General features: G+C 42.8%; 13 protein-coding genes. 3 read left to right on the top strand and 10 right to left on the bottom strand.

Annotated elements, in window-relative coordinates; translation table 11 throughout:
• Nucleotides 1–221: 221 nt before the first annotated feature.
• The gene (locus RM368_RS16985) at nucleotides 222–614 is read right to left on the bottom strand and encodes a thermonuclease family protein (RefSeq protein ID WP_322695141.1); all 393 of its coding nucleotides are present in this window, start codon (nucleotides 612–614) and stop codon (nucleotides 222–224) included.
• A 421-nt stretch (nucleotides 615–1,035) separates the two neighbouring features.
• On the opposite strand from RM368_RS16985, the gene RM368_RS16980 reads away from it, so the two are divergent.
• The gene (locus RM368_RS16980; protein WP_322695140.1) at nucleotides 1,036–3,486 is read left to right on the top strand and encodes a single-stranded-DNA-specific exonuclease RecJ; all 2,451 of its coding nucleotides are present in this window, start codon (nucleotides 1,036–1,038) and stop codon (nucleotides 3,484–3,486) included.
• A 116-nt stretch (nucleotides 3,487–3,602) separates the two neighbouring features.
• Here the strand turns inward: RM368_RS16980 and RM368_RS16975 are convergent, their stop codons facing one another.
• From RM368_RS16975 to RM368_RS16935, 9 genes are all read right to left on the bottom strand, one after another.
• Complete coding sequence (locus RM368_RS16975; RefSeq protein WP_322695139.1) at nucleotides 3,603–4,955, bottom strand: NAD(P)/FAD-dependent oxidoreductase; 1,353 nt, start codon at nucleotides 4,953–4,955, stop codon at nucleotides 3,603–3,605.
• Between the two features lie 283 nt (nucleotides 4,956–5,238).
• The gene (locus RM368_RS16970; RefSeq protein WP_322695138.1) at nucleotides 5,239–5,355 is read right to left on the bottom strand and encodes an SDR family oxidoreductase; all 117 of its coding nucleotides are present in this window, start codon (nucleotides 5,353–5,355) and stop codon (nucleotides 5,239–5,241) included.
• Between the two features lie 6 nt (nucleotides 5,356–5,361).
• Nucleotides 5,362–6,183: an NADPH-dependent oxidoreductase gene (locus tag RM368_RS16965; RefSeq protein WP_322695137.1), complete on the bottom strand. Its 822-nt coding sequence runs from the start codon at nucleotides 6,181–6,183 to the stop codon at nucleotides 5,362–5,364.
• 101 nt (nucleotides 6,184–6,284) lie between these two features.
• Entirely contained in the window at nucleotides 6,285–7,403 is a 1,119-nt protein-coding gene (locus tag RM368_RS16960; protein ID WP_322695136.1) for a sulfonate ABC transporter substrate-binding protein, read from the bottom strand.
• Nucleotides 7,404–7,551: 148 nt separating this feature from the next.
• The gene (locus RM368_RS16955; protein ID WP_322695135.1) at nucleotides 7,552–8,313 is read right to left on the bottom strand and encodes a class II aldolase/adducin family protein; all 762 of its coding nucleotides are present in this window, start codon (nucleotides 8,311–8,313) and stop codon (nucleotides 7,552–7,554) included.
• A gap of 1 nt (nucleotide 8,314) precedes the next feature.
• On the bottom strand, nucleotides 8,315–8,971 hold the full coding sequence (locus tag RM368_RS16950; protein WP_322695134.1) for a cysteine dioxygenase family protein: 657 nt from the start codon (nucleotides 8,969–8,971) through the stop codon (nucleotides 8,315–8,317).
• A 68-nt stretch (nucleotides 8,972–9,039) separates the two neighbouring features.
• Entirely contained in the window at nucleotides 9,040–9,246 is a 207-nt protein-coding gene (locus RM368_RS16945) for an RRXRR domain-containing protein (protein WP_322695133.1), read from the bottom strand.
• Between the two features lie 512 nt (nucleotides 9,247–9,758).
• Nucleotides 9,759–11,717 (bottom strand): RluA family pseudouridine synthase, encoded by a 1,959-nt coding sequence (locus tag RM368_RS16940; protein WP_322695132.1) that lies wholly within the window; start codon nucleotides 11,715–11,717, stop codon nucleotides 9,759–9,761.
• A 582-nt stretch (nucleotides 11,718–12,299) separates the two neighbouring features.
• Nucleotides 12,300–12,500: a hypothetical protein gene (locus RM368_RS16935; RefSeq protein ID WP_322695131.1), complete on the bottom strand. Its 201-nt coding sequence runs from the start codon at nucleotides 12,498–12,500 to the stop codon at nucleotides 12,300–12,302.
• A gap of 340 nt (nucleotides 12,501–12,840) precedes the next feature.
• On the opposite strand from RM368_RS16935, the gene RM368_RS16930 reads away from it, so the two are divergent.
• Both RM368_RS16930 and RM368_RS16925 read left to right on the top strand, forming a co-directional pair.
• Nucleotides 12,841–14,694: a response regulator gene (locus RM368_RS16930; protein WP_322695130.1), complete on the top strand. Its 1,854-nt coding sequence runs from the start codon at nucleotides 12,841–12,843 to the stop codon at nucleotides 14,692–14,694.
• Nucleotides 14,691–17,246 (top strand): PAS domain S-box protein, encoded by a 2,556-nt coding sequence (locus tag RM368_RS16925; protein WP_322695129.1) that lies wholly within the window; start codon nucleotides 14,691–14,693, stop codon nucleotides 17,244–17,246. The genes RM368_RS16930 and RM368_RS16925 overlap by 4 nt, the downstream gene beginning before the upstream one ends.
• The last annotated feature ends 67 nt before the right edge of the window (nucleotides 17,247–17,313 follow it).

The raw sequence follows: 17,313 nt of genomic DNA, 5'->3' as shown, positions 1-17,313 counted from the left end.
AATAAATACAGTAATTCTAAAATTCAATACTATTTTCAGTTAAGGGTTAGTGGTGTAGATTATTGGTTTTTCAAGACGCGATGAATCGCGTCTCTATATTAGGGTTTTGTTGCCCATTCTGAACTGTATTGTCCTCAAATTGCTCCAAGTTATCATAACTGATGATGTCAGCGCTTACTTGGTATGTAACTTCAACTGCAATTTTGATTGTTGCCACAAGCCTAAATGCTTATTTTTAGCATTAGCTTCTGAATTAAAAATTGGGTTTTGGTCTCATAGCAATTTTGTAAAGATTCTTGGTCAACAACGGCATTACCTGACTCTACCAAAAGGAGATTTACTGACCGATTATCTACAAACACTTCACCCGCTGGACGACCACTTTTTAGTTGTTCTGTACTTCTAATTACGACAGGAGTTTGAAGTGGTAATAACTGTTTTAACTTTTGTATTGCTGCTAAACCATAGCGCTTGTCAGTTGCCTCTGGTGCATTAATACACGCTAACTTGACTATAGTTGTTTGTCCTGCATTATCTTTAACCAAAATTGTGTTCCCGTCTGTAACACCAACTACTGTACCTAGTACCAACATTAGTTGAAGTAATTCCATCATTTTATATGTAATATTTTATGCACAAATAGAATTTTATTTCGGTGCTTAGATTACTAGTGTGATTTCGCTCACAAATTGCAAATAAAAATGATATAAAGATTCTAATAGAAACATCTGCTCTTTCTATACAACAAATTTATGAAATATTACTTAATTAAATTTAAAGTGATACAATAATTAAATAGGTAAAAATAAACTGTATCATTGTAAGCAAAGTTAAATAATTATCGAAAATTATGATTGGTTGATTTCAGTCTTTTACGTTTTCGATGATATCGTTGTACTTTAATTTCAGTTTGATGACCAGATTATCTGAGCAATTCCTAGAAGCTTTCTTCACCTTTATAAAAATCAACTCCACAGATTTACAAATTATCATTGTATTGAAGAGTTTTAACTTCTAAATCCTAACTTTGTTTGTATGCCAGAACAACAGCAGTGGACTATAACAGCAACTGAACAACCACCAGAGTGGTTTATCCAAGCAGTCAAACATTATACACCTGCATCAAGTGGACTGTATGCAGCGCAGTTGTTGTGGCAACGAGGTATTAAAGATCGTCAACAATTAACAGCTTTTATCAACTATAAAGCTTATCAACCAGCAAGTCCCTTTGAGTTTGGGCAAGAAATGCATCTGGCGATCGCACGGTTGCAACAAGCATATAATACTAAAGAAAAAATTGCCATTTGGGGAGACTTCGATGCTGATGGGATTACTGCTACATCGGTACTTTGGGATGGATTAGGGCAGTTTTTCGCTCAAAATACTCAGTTAGTTTACTACATTCCCAATCGCCTGAAAGAATCCCACGGACTTAATAATCAAGGAATTGATAACTTAGCAAAACAAGGTTGCAAATTAATAGTTACTTGCGATACAGGTAGCACAAATGTTGAAGAAATTATCTATGCTAAACAGCTAGGTATAGATGTAATAGTTACAGACCATCACACCTTACCAGCCGAACGCCCACCTGTTGCAGCAATTATCAATCCTCGCTATTTTCCAAAGGAACATCAGTTATTTAATCTTTCTGGGGTGGCAGTAGCTTATAAGTTGGTGGAAGCACTATATCAAAGTCTGCCCAATGTTGCCAAATATCCCTTAGAAGATTTATTAGATTTAGTTGCAGTTGGATTAATTGCTGACTTAGTGCAGTTAAGTGGAGATTGCCGTTACTTGGCACAGATGGGAATTCAACGGCTGCAAGAAGATTTTAAACAGCCAGCAGCAGCACGACGGCGGCCAGGGGTGGGAAGATTATTAGAATTGTGCCAGAAAAGTGGCGATCGCCCCACAGATATTTCTTTTGGTTTGGGGCCGAGAATTAACGCCGTTAGTCGCATTCAAGGCGATGCCAGTTTCTGCGTGGAATTATTAACTAGTCGGGATGTCAAACGTTGTAACGAACTCGCCGAAGTTACAGAACTCGCCAACGCCCGCCGCAAATCTTTACAAAAAGATGTACAAGCACAAGTAGCGCAAAAACTTACTCAATTAGATTTATCAACCACCAGCGTCATTGTCCTAGAAGATGCCCAATGGCCTGCGGGTGTATTGGGCTTAGTTGCAGGACAAGTAGCACAAGAAACTGGACGCCCGACAATTTTGTTGAGTACGGAAGGAGCAGGGGAGCAGGGGAGCAGGGAGCAGGGAGCAGGGGGAGAAATTACTTCTTTATCTTCTAACTCAGAACTCAGAACTCAGAACTCAGCACTCATCTTAGCTCGTGGTTCTGCTCGTTCGGTTAATTCTGTCGATTTATACCAACTGGTGAAAGAGCAAGCACATTTGTTACATCGCTTTGGGGGACATCCCTTTGCAGCTGGTTTGAGTTTGTTGGTGGAGAATATTCCTTTATTTACAGCAGCGATTAATCAGCAGTTGCGGCAATCTTTGGGTAGTACAACTCTAACGCCAACTGTACAAGCAGACTTGACGGTAACGGTAGCCGACTTGGGGAAAGAGTTATTTTTGGAACTGAAACTGTTAGAACCTTGTGGAATGGGTAATCCTGTTCCGAAATTGCTAATTCAAAACTGCTGGTTTGAAAATTCTTGGCATCGCAATCAGCAGGATTGGCAGGGGAAAAAGGTACAGTACATTAAAGCTGAGTTTGATATTCGGGATGACTCTACCAGAAGTGCTTTTCCTGGCTTATGGTGGGGACATTACAAAGATGAATTGCCCATAGGAAAATGTGATTGCATAGCAGAACTAGACTACAACACCTTCAAAAAACGTTATGAAATCAGATTGATTGCCGTACGTTCTTCTGCTAACTCAGGACTCAACACTCAGCTATCGCTAACACCCTTCATCCTAGACTTACGGAATCAGGAACACTCAGCAACTCAACATGGGCTAAACCTTAGCTATCCGCTAACAGGACTAATTATTGAAGATTGTCCTACGAATTGGGATGATTTACGTATGTGGTTGCGGCGATGTTTGGCGAGCAGCCGCTCTACGTCTGGGCTTGAGAATCAGCAACAATTAGCGATCGCTTGGTCTAAACCTAAGCATCAACCACCTAATCAAATTTGGCTGACTCTTGTCGGAATTGCCAAATATCTCAGTCGCACAAACCAAGTAGTTACCCGCAGACAACTTTTAGAGAAAATTGGCATCAGCGACCAAACCTTACTTGTCGGCATCAAAGCTTTAAAATATTTAGGGTTCACAGTTCAACGACAAGACCGTTCTTTACAAATTACTTGGAATCCAAACGATAGTGCCGAAAACCTTGCTGACGAAGCAGTTGCACGATTTTTAGCTGCTGTTCGAGAAGAACAATTTCAGCAACAGTATTTTGCGGAAGTTCCTTTATCTACGATTGTGGCGATCGCCAGCTACGACAGTAAATAATTTAACAGAATAGAATTCAGAAGTCAGAATTCAGAATTCAGTATGAATTCTGACCGAAAAAGCAGATAGCGCAGCGTTTCCTAGAGAAAGTTTTCTCCCTGCCCCCTGCCACCTAGTTACAGAAGTGTCCCAGAAGGCTGTTGCAACCTATTGTTACTGCTAACAGTTTTTCCTTCTACAAAACCATCTCGACCTGTAATCAATCTAGAGCGACGATTACGAGTGATATAATTCCATCCCCATTGAATTGCTACTACTACTTTAGTGTCAAACTCAATTAAGAAATAGATGTGAACTACTAGCCAAAAAAGCCAAGCAATAAAACCTTTGAGTTTGACTAAGCCTAAATCTACAACAGCTAAATTTTGCCCAATCATCGCCAAAGTACCCACGTCATTGTAACGAAATTGTGGCAAAGTCTCACCTTGCAACCTGCGTTTAATGAGTTTAGCTACATACTCTCCTTGTTGTTTAGCTACAGGTGCAACACCGGGTAAGGGTTTACCATTTTGATGCGAAAAGTTGCCTAAATCTCCCACTACAAAAATGTTGTTATAACCCTTGATAGACAAGTCCGGTTCTACAATCACACGTCCGTCGCGATCGCACTCTACACCTGTACTTTTTGCTAGGGCTTTCCCCATTGGCGAACCTTGAACACCTGCTGCCCACAAGATAGTTTTTGAGGTAATTTCTGTCAATTCATCACCTTGCTTGAAAGTAACGATGTTACCTTCAATATTTGTCACTCTGGTGTTGGTATAGACAGCCACACCCAACTTTTGCAAAGATTCTGCTGCTACTTTCGATAATTCTGGGGCAATGTGTGGGAGGATGCGATCGCCACCTTGCAATAGTAAAATTCTCGCTTCTGAAGTGTTGATGCTGCGGAAATCTTCTGTGAGAGTTTGGTATGCTAATTCTGCGATCGCTCCTGATAATTCTACACCGGTAGGCCCACCCCCGACAATCACAAAAGTCAACAAAGCCCGGCGTTTTTCTGGATCGGTTTCTTTTTCTGCCGCTTCAAATGCCGAAAATATCTGGCGACGCATTTCTATCGCATCTTCAACAGTTTTCAAGCCAGGAGCAAATTCTTTCCAGTTATCTTTACCAAAATAGGAATGGTTAACACCTGTAGCGACAATCAATGTGTCATAAGGTACTACTTCATCACCTAAAATAACTTGTTGCGCTTTTGGATCGATATCATTTACCTCTCCCAACAACACTTTTGTATTCTTGCTTTTGCTGAATACAGATCGCAATGGTGCAGAAATATCAGCAGGTGATAGCGTACCTGTGGCAACTTGATATAAAAGCGGCTGAAATAGGTGAAAGTTACGTTTATCAATGAGAGTAACATTTACATTTGCTTTCTTCAAAGCTTTTGCTGTATACAGTCCACCAAAGCCGCCACCAACGATAACAACGCGATGTGGTGCATTCTTTTCAAGTGAGACTTCCATAAGAAATATTTCCTTGTGTTAAGAAGTTGTAACTATTCTTAACAAAGATGTAACAGCATTATGAGAGTGGTTGCTGTCTATTTAGAACAATTGAAGAAATGATGAAAGTAGTCAAAGTTAGTTTTTCGAGGAAGGCAGGGGGCAGGGGGCAGGGGGAAAACTGCCCGACGCTGGATGACTGACTACCACTGTACTATACGCCAGTCGTAGAGAATTCATTCTGAATTCTGAATTCTGACTCCTGAATTCTGACTCCTGAATTCTGTTAGAGCAATCAAGCCGCTCAAAATGTGCTATGAATAATTCCGCCATCTACTTGCAGCATGACTCCATTCACAAATGAGGCTGCTGGTGAACTCAGAAATACCGCAACATTGGCAAACTCTTCTGGTGTCCCCATACGACTTTACAGTAACTTGAAGCCAAGGTTATTGAGAGCTTCACGCAAGCGATCGCGTCCTCTCAATGATTCTACAGTGGCAATGCGTTGGGCTGAGTGTTCTGACCAATCACCAGCAATATTCATCTTTTGTTCAGTATAGAATTCTTTGATGATGTCGTTGTAGTGAGCGATCGCTTCTTCTTGTTCTGTCAATTTATAGGTTTCACGATGCAGCACAGCTGACTGGGGCAACCTTGGCTTAATCGCCGCTTCTACTTCCGGATTTGGATAGCCGACACACAATCCAAATACAGCATACACAGAGTCGGGCAAATTCAATATCTCTGCTACCTCTTGCGGGTGGTTCCTGATTCCACCGATATAGACTGTTCCTAAACCAAGTGACTCAGCTGCAACTGTGGCATTTTGCGCCGCCAAAGCTGCATCAATTGTTGCCATCACAAACATTTCCAAATATTCCAGCGCATCGTGAGATATGCCGCGACTGTCAGCAACGTGACTTAGACGCGCCAAATCTGCTAACCAAACCAAGAATAAAGGAACCTGCTTAATATGTGCTTGGTTTCCCGCTAGCTTAGATAACTCCTCTTTGCGGTGTCGGTCTTCGACTGCTACCACACTCCAAGTTTGCAAATTCGAGGAAGTAGATGCAGATTGGGCGGCTGCAATTAGCAACTCCAGAGTTCCTGGTGGTAAAGGATCGGCTAGATAAGACCGAATTGAACGGTGAGATAGTAGTGCTGTTAGCGAATCATTCCATACAATTTCGGGGTTGAAGGGAATTTCACCGTAGCGCGATCGCAGTAATTCTGTAGGATTAGTCATAATCAATTCCAAGATTTACATTTTCAAATTTGCTACTAATACAAATTTCATCTGTAGGTGCATACATCTCTATGCCCCTACAGCCGATTCATTGTACTAGTTTATGTTTTTGGTGAGAAAGCAGCATATTCTTCTTTTGTCAACATTGCATCCTTCACATTTATTTCTTTGGGAATTAACTTCAATTTGTAATATGTATCTGCAACACCTTGTTGTAGATTTATCAAATTGTCGTCAATTGGTACAATCCCAAAAGTCCGTCTGTTAGTTGCTTTTTTCATCGTTTCTAGATCAATTCCTAACACAGGCGCGAGGATTTTTGCTACTTCTTCTCGATTCTGTTTAGACCATTCTTCGAGATTTTTAATTTCCTCTACTATTGCCTTGACAGTTTGGGGATTTTCAGTGACAAATTTGCGACTCATCAAATAATATCCTCCCTGTTTATTAATTCCTGTACCATCAATTAGGACTCTGGCTTTAGTTGCCTCTTGAGCCGCTGCATAGAAAGGGTCCCAAATTACCCAAGCATCCACACTCCCTTTCACAAATGCAGCACGAGCATCAGCCGGAGCCAAATATTTAGGTTCAATATCTGTATATTTTAATCCCACTTTTTCTAAAGCTAGGACTAACAATAAATGGGCACTAGAACCTTTTTGAAAGGCAACTCTTTTGCCCTTCAAGTCAGTAACTTTTTGAATTTGCGAATTTTGAGGAACAAGAATTGCTGAACCAGCCGGACTAGCAGCAGTACCAACAACATAAGTTAGTGATGCTCCCGCTGCTTGGGCAAAGATTGGCGGTGATTCTCCCACAGGGCCAATGTCAATACTACCCACATTCATGGCTTCTAGTAGTTGTGGACCTGCTTGAAATTCAGTCCACTTTACAGTAATACCTTCTGGCGCCAGACGCTTTTCTAAAACACCCTTAGTCCTCAGCAAAATGGTCGATTTTTGATAGCCAAATCTGACTACTGTTGCTTTACTAGAAGCAGAATTACTAACTGATGTGGCACTGGGATTAGGGGCATTAACAGTCGGTGTTGATGAACAAGCAGCAAATAGCAAGCTCAGACAAAGACCTGTAACAAAAGCCCCCACTACTGGTAAAGGAGAAGAAAAGAATAATTTATGTTGGTTGTTAAACGGGATATTCCTGAATTTTATCAACGATATCCACTTGGCAATAAAACGGCGAAAGATTTGGTTAATCATCAAAATGATTTCTCTGAGCTATATAAGTACTATAAACTTATAGGTTTACCGGAGTATATAAATAAATTTTTAATTGTCATCAAAATAGCGGGAAGTGAGTTAACTGGAAACTTCCCCGCCGATTATGCCAATGCCAAAAAACACAGCACTAATTTAGTAAATCAGGTTCTTCGCGTACAATGCGATCGTAAAGCGGCTGGAAACTGAACCACCCACTTACATGTGACCCCACTTGAGTTTGTGTTAAACGGGCTGTTTCGTGTTTGATAGTAGTGGGTCTACCCGCAGCTTCTGCCAACAGTTGGCCTTGGCACGATCGCTCTAAGCTAATGTACCAAAAGGCAGCTTCATCGACTGTATGTCCCACAGTTAAAATGCTATGGTTACGTAGGATTATGGCTTTCTTTGGTCCCAAGGCTTGCGCCAATCGCTGACCTTCAGAAGTTTCTAAAACAACACCTGTAAAATCGTCAAACAGGGCATGATCTTCGTAAAAAGCACAAGAATCTTGAGTCAAGGGGTCAAGGAGACGCCCCAAACTAGACCAGGCTTTACCATAAAGTGAATGGGCGTGAGCCGCGGCAATGACATCAGGTCGAGCTTCATGAATCTGAGAATGGATGGCGAAAGCAGCTTGGTTTACTTCCGCATCGCCTTTAACCACTTCACCTTCTTTGTTAACTAGAATCAGGTCAGAAACTCGGATATGACCAAAGTATGCCCCGAATGGATTGACCCAGAAATGGTCTGTAAACTCAGGATCGCGAGCCGTAATATGGCCTGCGATTCCCTCACTGAAGCCAAACTTACCAAACAGGCGAAAGGCGGCGGCGAGACGTTGCTTGCGGTGAAGGCGTTCGTCTTCAACTCGCTCGAAAACTGGGGGTTTTGGTCTAATATAATTGGCCATGTTATTTTTCCTCCTCTTCTTTACAGGGAGCGTTGGAATATCCAGAGCGAAAGGATTTGACGCTGTGAGATTCTGGGATGAACTGGTGACGCAAAATACAACCAGTATCATTACCTAAAATATGGATGGATACAGATGCGCTCTGGGATGTGGTTTTAACAGCGTGGATATCACCATCTGGTGGTAATAGGCGGTAGATATCCCCTGGTTGAAGCGATCGCACTTCAGTTACTTGTAATTGTGCGTGCCCTTCTACATCACTGTTATCTACACGGCGATAGACTGTTTCTTCTTGATTACCCTTGTATAAACCAATCAATCCCCAGGCTAGATGATCGTGGACGGGAGTCGTTGAGCCTGGGGGAATCACCAAACTGAATACTGACAGGGAACGGTCTTTAGCACGATAAAGTAGCCATTGACCAATACCGCCACCCATCCGGCTTTCGGGATTGACTTGGGCAAACTTTTGGGGTAGCCATTGCTGTTGGGCAAGGAGTTCTTGAAAATAAGGTTCTAATCTAGCGAGAGTTTGTGTGCGATCGTTAACAGTGCTAGCGCTAATTTCTTGCACTGTTGCGACAAAGGATCGTAGCTTTTGGCTCTCAATAAACCATTGGTCTTCTGATAAGGGTTCTAAAATAGTGTGGTTCGTCATCTATATTCCTCTGTTTAGGAGGCGACTAAGATTCACTAATTACTAAGTCGTAATTCGTAGTTAAGAATTCAATTACGATTTATTTTAATACCAGGATGAATTTTAAAGCCAAGTTGTTCAAATTTTAGATGAGAAAAAGACTCCTTCAGAATGATAGTAAAAGGATATCGCTGAAATACAGTAGCTTTACCTTGTGACAATAGCAGCCTAGCATGACTGATGCGTACTGGATATAACGGTTGTTTGTTGGCATCAAGAATGAATACTTTAGTCATAAAATTTTAAATTTTAGATTTGCGATCGCCAGCTATGACAGTAAATAATTTAAAGGGTTTATAGCATTTGCTACACAGCCTCTTTCCCCCTGCTCCCCTGCTCCTTTTATAAAAGGAGAAGATAAGAATGAGAGTCTAGAAGTCAACTCCAGCACTCTCGTCTTTACCTCTCATTTAGGGATTGCCAAGAAATAAATCATCCAATTTCGTGGGGTGTCCCACAATCATTTGTAGTTGGATATTTTTATTAGGAAGCCTCTTAGCAGCTATATTAATTTCTGTAAATACTATAAATCGATCGGATAACCGTTGAATTAACTACAAGCAGAAATTATCACATACAAATTTAAAAAGCAATAGGCTAGCTGTTAGGGGAGACAAAGCAAAGCTTTGGTGGAGTGGGATGCAATGACTGTGGGAATTATAACTAATTACCCTGACTTGATATAAAACGGGTAACAGACTTAGCTTCTGTACCTCACTTTCCTTGAAATATGCTGTAATATAATGCGTCAAAAGGGCAGAATTGATTGTAAATGCAAGGTTGTTTCTAACTGCGGATGCTTGAAGCGAAGCTCTCTGGCGTGCAGATGTAAACGACTGGTAGCTGCACTACATCCATAAAGGCGATCGCCTAAAATAGTTATCCCAAGTCCTCGTGCATCAGCTGCATGAACCCTTAACTGATGAGTGCGTCCTGTTAGTGGCGTAAATTCTACGCGGGTGTAGTCTCCTTCTTTCGCCATTATTTGGAAGTGTGTCAAGCTGGGTTTACCGTACTGCCAATCAACTTTTTGATACGGTCGATTTTCAGGATCTCCCCATAATGGCAGTTCAATTTTACCTTGCTCAATTGTCAAAACACCCGAAAGTATGGCTTCATAAACCTTGTGAATCTGGCGTTGCTGAAACTGCTGGCTGAGTTGCCGATGGGTTTGGCGATCGCGTGCCAACAACAAAATCCCGGAAGTTTCTCGATCTAAACGATGCACAGATATAAGCGCCATACCATCAGGTAACAAATGACGTAAGCGACTCAAAACACTATCTTGGCGATCGCGATAACGACCAGGTACCGAAAGTAATCCAGCAGGTTTATTTACAGCAATCAGCCATTCATCTTCATAAATAACCGGTAAAGCGATCTCTGTGTACACACATCTTGGTAATGAAGCGCAAACCTCGGATTTACCCCCCTTAATCCCCCCTTGTAAAGGGGGGAGATCAAAGATCCGGTTCCCTCCCCTTTGCAAGCGATGCTCTGAGCTTGTCGAAGGGGGGAGGGTTAGGGTGGGGTAAAAGTGACGCAAAAACCCAGATGAGTAAGCTATTTCAGACTTGTGTGTACACTGTAGCCCTTGCCAAGTGAGGAAATATCCGGTTCCCAGTTCTTCCTCAAGGCATCGGGGAGTTAGAGAAGGTGAGGAGGTGTATGTACACCGTAGCCGATCTCCCTTTTCCTGAGCAGGGTAGGGAGGTTTCAAGCCTGAGAGCAAAAACCCCATCAATGGCTGACATCGCTCGGCACACGCTCCGTAAAATTCTCCGGGAATTTTATCCTGATTTGCGGAAGACTCACCCCACCAAAATTCTGCCATTGCTAGGGGTTTGAGATTATGTGTTGCCGCATAATGAAGCAGCTTTGGGGCACAACAGTCTCCTGTGCCAGTGGGAGAACCTCCTGGCATCAATTCTTGCAATGATTGCGATCGCCCGGAAAAATTAGTCAGACTGTAACTAGCGTGCATCTGAGCTTGCAATTGACCAGAAAGTGCTTTACGCCGTTGTTTCAGTTCGCGAATTCGCGCATCTGTCGCTGCAATTAATTGCTGGAGAGGCTGTAATACCGCATTTTGCTGGCGTTTAAGTTGTCGTCGCTCAATTCCCTGTTGACGACTCTCTTCGTCGAGTTGTTCAAGGGCAATGGTAAGGGCTTCGGCAGTGAGTGTATTGCAGATTTGCTGACGTTTTTCCTGTCGTTGATGTTTGCAATAGCGATGGCGATCGCTCATTGCTTTTAACTGCTGCTCAAAGTCATTGAACAGGATTTCATATTGCTGGCGTTCGGTTAGTTGCTTCAAGGTAATAATTTCTTGCTTAATCGCGTCCAACTGTGCCAAAGTCCGGCTTTCCTCGAAAGCAACTTCATCTCGTCCTGGAATTGGCGGCACCCAGCCCTCAACCACACTGCAACTATTCAAAAGACCAGAAAAAGCTTTTAGTACCCGTTGTTCGCCATTAGGCAGTTCAACTAATAGGATTCCATACATCTTCCCTTCACGAGAATAACAGTCATTGTTGGCAAGATGTTGCATTAGTCCGTGGGCGATCGCTTCGGACATTGAAGTGCGGGGTAATTTTAGGCAATCGCCAGTTTGCGGACAAAGCCCTTCGTACCAATAGCTACAAGATGAGTCAGCGATCGCAAAATCGCAGTCGATGAAATCTGAAAGTGCGTGCAGAACTACCATACAAAGTATGATTGCAAATCTAGCCGATCCTCCTAATATATATAGCGTTTATGGCATTGTGGGGAAAAGGGTAAAGGTATGGAATTTTTCCCCTTTAATCTTTCCCCAACCGGAAAGCAAAAGTTACTTTTGTAAGAAGTCTATTGTGTTGAGTGCTTTTGGCAATTTGGCATCCAAAGTTTTTCTGTTGCAGTTTTAATTTATATATCAACAGGGTTACAGGGACATTGAGAAAATTCTACAAGGGATCAATTCCCGTCTCAAAATCCCACCCAATGGCCAGTTGTTGACGTTCACGCTCTCCCAACCACCTTAAGGTGTATGCAGCGCCAGCGTCACCGCTTCATTACAACTGGCTAGAAATCAAACAGAAAATATATAGTACGAATGCACTGACACAGATATAAGTCGAAATATGTCAGACTGCAAAATCTATCTAAATTAACGTGAGTTCGACAGACCTCTCCCTCCCAACTTCCCTCTCCTTAAAGGCTACGGTGTACACACAAGTCTGAAATAGCTGATTAACCCTCCCCTTAGAAAGGGGAGGGAACTGGATTTCCGGTCTCCCCCCTTTACAAGCTACGGTATACACACAAGTCTCTTGACCTGCACCTTTGTTGCATCAACCTGCACCTTTGTTGCATCGACCTGTACCTTTGATGCATCGACCTGTACCTTTGATGCATCGACCTGCACCTTTATTGCATTGACCTGCACCTTTGTTGCATTGACCTGCACCTTTGTTGCATCGCCCTGCACCTTTGTTGCATCGCCTTGCAAAAATGAACTTATCCTACGTTACGCAACAACTTTAAAGGACTTGTGTGTACGCGGTAGCCTTTACAAGGGGGGATTAAGGGGGGTAATTGGACTTGTGTCTACACCGTAGCTCCTAAAAGGAGAGGGAGGAGTAACGAAATTAGAGGGTTTTTGCTCCCCTCTCCTGGCAGGAGAGGCGCTGGGGGAGAGGTCAAAATAGCACCCGTCGAACTCACGTTAAATTAACTTGTTGTATTGTTTGTAACAATATATTAAAATTACATTAAAAAAGTTTGACCACGCAAAAGGGTGTATCCTGCGATCGCGAAGGTGTCATCAGCATCTTCTTTTGATACAATTTATGAAAATTTTGTTGGTAGAGGATGACGTATTACTGAGTACAGCACTCTTCGAGTTGTTGAGTGCAAATCATTATACTATCGACATTGCAAGCAATGGACAAGCTGGATTAGAACTAGCATTATCGACTGAATATGAGTTGATTTTGCTAGACTGGCTAATTCCAAAACTGGATGGGATTACCTTGTGTCGGCAACTGCGAAAGCAAGGCTACCGTAAATCTATTCTCTTGTTAACCGGGAAAAATTCTAATGCAGATATTGTGGCGGGGTTAGATGCCGGAGCAGATGATTACGTCATCAAACCCTTCGACCCAGAAGCATTACTAGCCAGAATTCGCTCTTTATTACGACGCAATGGGGCGATTTCATCATCTATTTTAACCTGGGGAAATCTCTGTTTAGATCCAAGTGCCGGCAGAGTAACTTGTAATCAGCAGGAAATTCTCCTTACAGCCACAGAATACAAACTGCTGGAGTTGTTTTTGCAAAACCCAGACAGGATTTTTAGTCGGGCAGTGATTCTAGATCGGCTTTGGGGATTTGGGGATGCACCGACTGAAAATGCAGTTACGACTCATATTAAAGACTTGCGCAAGAAACTGAAAACAGCAGGTATAGCAGAAGAACTTCTAGAAACAGTATATGGCATGGGCTATCGGATCAAGCCTGCACCTAATCGCCTCATATCTGTTGGGGAAAAGAATCAACATGGAAAGAACAAACCCAGCCCCAAAGACATGACTTCTGTAAATCGGGTGCTGGAGCGATTTCGTAATTCCTTTGTTGGACAAGTCGCAGTGCTGGAGCAAGCAAAAACTGCACTCTTGGCAGGAAATTTAAATGAAGATTTACAGCAGAATGCATTGCGTGAAGCTCATAAGCTAGCAGGTTCAATGGGGTCGTTCGGTTATCCAGAAGGTTCTCGCCTTGCACGGAAAATAGAGCATTTGCTGCTTGAAGATTCCTTGCTATCTCCAGAGCAAATCTCTAATTTCTCGCAACTGGTAACAGCATTACAGCAAGAGTTAACCAAGCCTGCTGTCACTTTCACTGCTCCAAATGTGCCGATGAAGCAAACTTATCGGCTGTTAGTAATCGATAATGATACTATGCTGACAAAGCAGTTGCAAGCAGAAGCCGATTCATGGGGAATCAGGATGAAGGTTGCACCAAACTTAGCAACCGCCCGATCGCTTTTTTCCTTAAAAACTCCTGATGCTGTTTTACTGGATTTGAGTTTTACAACAGCAGAGGAAGACGGATTAATATTGTTGAGCGAGATAGTAGAGCGATCGCCAAATATCCCAGTAATTGTTTTTACCGGACGAGATAGCCTAGCAGATCGACTGAAAGTATCGCGTTTAGGAGCTAGACAATTTTTGCATAAACCGGCGACAACCGAGGAAATTTTTCAGGCGATCGCTCGTGTCTTACCTCAACCTCAAACTTCCGAAGCCAAAGTTTTAATCGTAGACGATGACCCTGTAATGCTGGCTGGATTATCAGCGTTGTTAATTCCTTGGGGACTGGAAGTAATCACCCTTTCCCAATCACAACAATTTTGGAAAGTGCTGATTGCAACATCCCCAGACTTGGTGGTGCTAGATTTAGAAATGCCGATAGTGAACGGATTAGAATTGTGCAAGGTCGTGCGCCAGGATGCCCAGTGGGGAGATTTACCGATTTTAGTAGTTACAGCTCATACCGAAGCAGAATTTCTTCAGCAAGCTTTTGCTGCCGGAGCTGATGATTTTATCAGCAAGCCAGTGCTAGGGCCAGAACTTGTGACGCGGGTACTGAGCCGCATTCAAAGAACTCGTTGGCGCTCTCAGCTAGGGAGAAGTAAAGCATGATCGGAAATTATCAGCGATTATTGAACTACAGTGTGGCTATTGGTTCAACTGCGATCGCCCTGCTGCTGTCACTCTGGTTAGAACCGCTTATTTCCCGAACCACTGGTGCTTTTTTCTATATAGCTATTATCGTCAGTACTTCGTATGGTGGCTTTAAACCAGGAATTGTTACAGTTGTCCTTTCTACACTGGCAATTGATTATTACTTAATTCCCCCTCGATATCAACTGGCGATTAATCAACCAGGAGATATATTACGGCTAGGTCTTTTAGTACTAGTTGCCTCGATCATTAACCTGGTGACAGGCAATCTTCAGTACAGCAGACAGAAGATTCAACAACTCAACCAACAATTGTCTCAAGAAAACGCCGAGCAACTGCGGATAGTTCTTGACGAACGCAAACAAGCACAAGAAACGTTGCAACATCAATTTGAGCAACAGCGCTTAGTAATGGAGATCAGCCAGCGTATCCGGCGATCGCTGAATTTACAAGATATCTTGCAAACTACTGTCGATGAAGTGCGGCAATTTCTGGAGTGCGATCGCGTCACTATCTTCCAATTTTATCCAGGTTGGGGAGGAACGATTGTGATTGAGTCTGTTGCACCGGACTGCATGGCTCTTTTACCACTCCAGATTTATGACCCTTGCATTGGTGAAGAGAACGTCGAACCCTTTAAACAAGGCTTAGTCACTGCGAAAACTGATATTTATACTGCGGAAATTAGTCCCTGTCACGTTGAATTTTTGGAAAGTCTCCAAGTGAGGGCAAATCTGGTCGTTCCTGTTTCCGTAGGAGATGAATTGTGGGGATTATTAGCAGCTCATCAATGTAAGGCTCCTCGTGAGTGGCAATCAAGAGAAATTTCTCTGTTGCGGCAGTTGGGAGCGCAGGTAAGCATTGCTATCCAGCAAGCAGCTTTGTTCAAACAGTTACAGACAGAACTAACAGAGCGCAAACAGGCAGAAATTGACCTACAACAACTGAATACCGAACTTGAGCAACGGGTGCAAGAACGCACTGTCCAACTGACAGAGACGAACGATCGCCTGCGAAAAACAGTTATAGAGCAGCAACAAACCCAACTCACACTTTTAGAACAGACGCAAATGCTGGAGCTTCAGGCTGTAATCACCCGAAATATGGGGGAAGGCATTTGCTTAGTGAGAATTGATAATGCAATCATTATCTATGCCAATCCGAAATTTGAGCAGATGTTTGGCTATGAATCTGGCGAGCTCAACGGTCAACACGTTTCGATTGCGAACTGTGTCACCAAATCAGTAACTACTAAAAATGTAAATCAAGCCACTTTGTCTGCCGTTTTACAAAATACTGAAGCCACCTACGAAGTCCAAAATCTTAAAAAAGATGGTACGCCATTTTGGTGTAGTGTGACGGCTTCGGTATTCAGACATCCCGACTACGGCGACGTTCTGGTTGCAGTTCACCAAGATATCACTGAACGCAAACGCATCGAAGATGCTTTACGCGAGAGCCAAGAAAAATTTCGTCAGATGGCAGAAAACATCCAAGCAATATTTTGGATCAAAGATATTCGCAATCAACAAGTTCTATATGTGAGCAATGCTTATGAAACCATCTGGCAAAGAAGTTGTGAAGACTTGTATCAAAATCATTCAAATTGGTTAGATGCAATTCACCCAGAAGATCGCCAGCGCGTCGAAATTGAATTCATTGAAAAGTTCAGAACAGGGCAATATGATAACAAATATCGCATTATTCGCGCTGATGGTTCAATCCGTTGGATTCGCGACCGCGCATTTCCGATCAGAAATGAACTCGGCGAGTTAGTTCGGATTGCTGGTATTGCCGAAGACATTACTGAATTAGAGCAGATTAATTCGATCAAGAGTGAGTTTATTGGCATTGTTAGTCATGAACTCCGCACTCCCTTAACTGCAATTCGCGCAGCATTGGGTTTACTACAAACTGGTATCTACGACAAAAAACCAGATAAATTTAAGCGGATGATTGAGATTGCAGCCATCGACAGCGATCGCTTAGTGCGTCTTGTCAACGATATTCTCGATTTGGAACGCTTAGAATCGGATCGAGCTGTCCTAGAAAAAACCACCTGCAATGCGGCTGATTTAATTCAACAAGCAGTAGCCGTAGTGCAAGCGATCGCCAATCAGCAAAATATTACTTTTAAGATCCACCCTACCAATGCTCAAGTTTGGGCGGCGGCTGATGCTATTGTGCAAACACTCACCAATTTGTTAGGTAATGCGATTAAATTCTCGCCTGCCGATTCTACTATTACCCTCAGTGTCCAACAGCAAACAGACCGCGTACTATTCCAAATAACGGATCGAGGCCGAGGTATTCCAGCAAATAAGTTAGAAGCAATCTTTGGAAGATTTCAGCAAGTAGATGCCTCTGATTCTCGCACCAAAGGCGGCACAGGCTTGGGATTGGCAATCTGTCGTAGTATTATTGATCGGCACGGTGGGCAAATCTGGGCTGAAAGTACTCTTGGTGTTGGCAGCACGTTTTTCTTCACTCTGCCATTGCCGGGGAATTAGGCAAGGGGGCAGGGGGCAGGGAGCAGGGGAGAATAATAAATAACTAATGACCAATGACCAATGACAA

The organism is Nostoc sp. DedSLP03, assembly GCF_034530815.1.
Lineage (GTDB): Bacteria > Cyanobacteriota > Cyanobacteriia > Cyanobacteriales > Nostocaceae > Nostoc.
The sequence above is the reverse complement of the archived record's forward strand: the minus strand, read 5'-3'. Positions and strand labels throughout refer to the sequence as shown.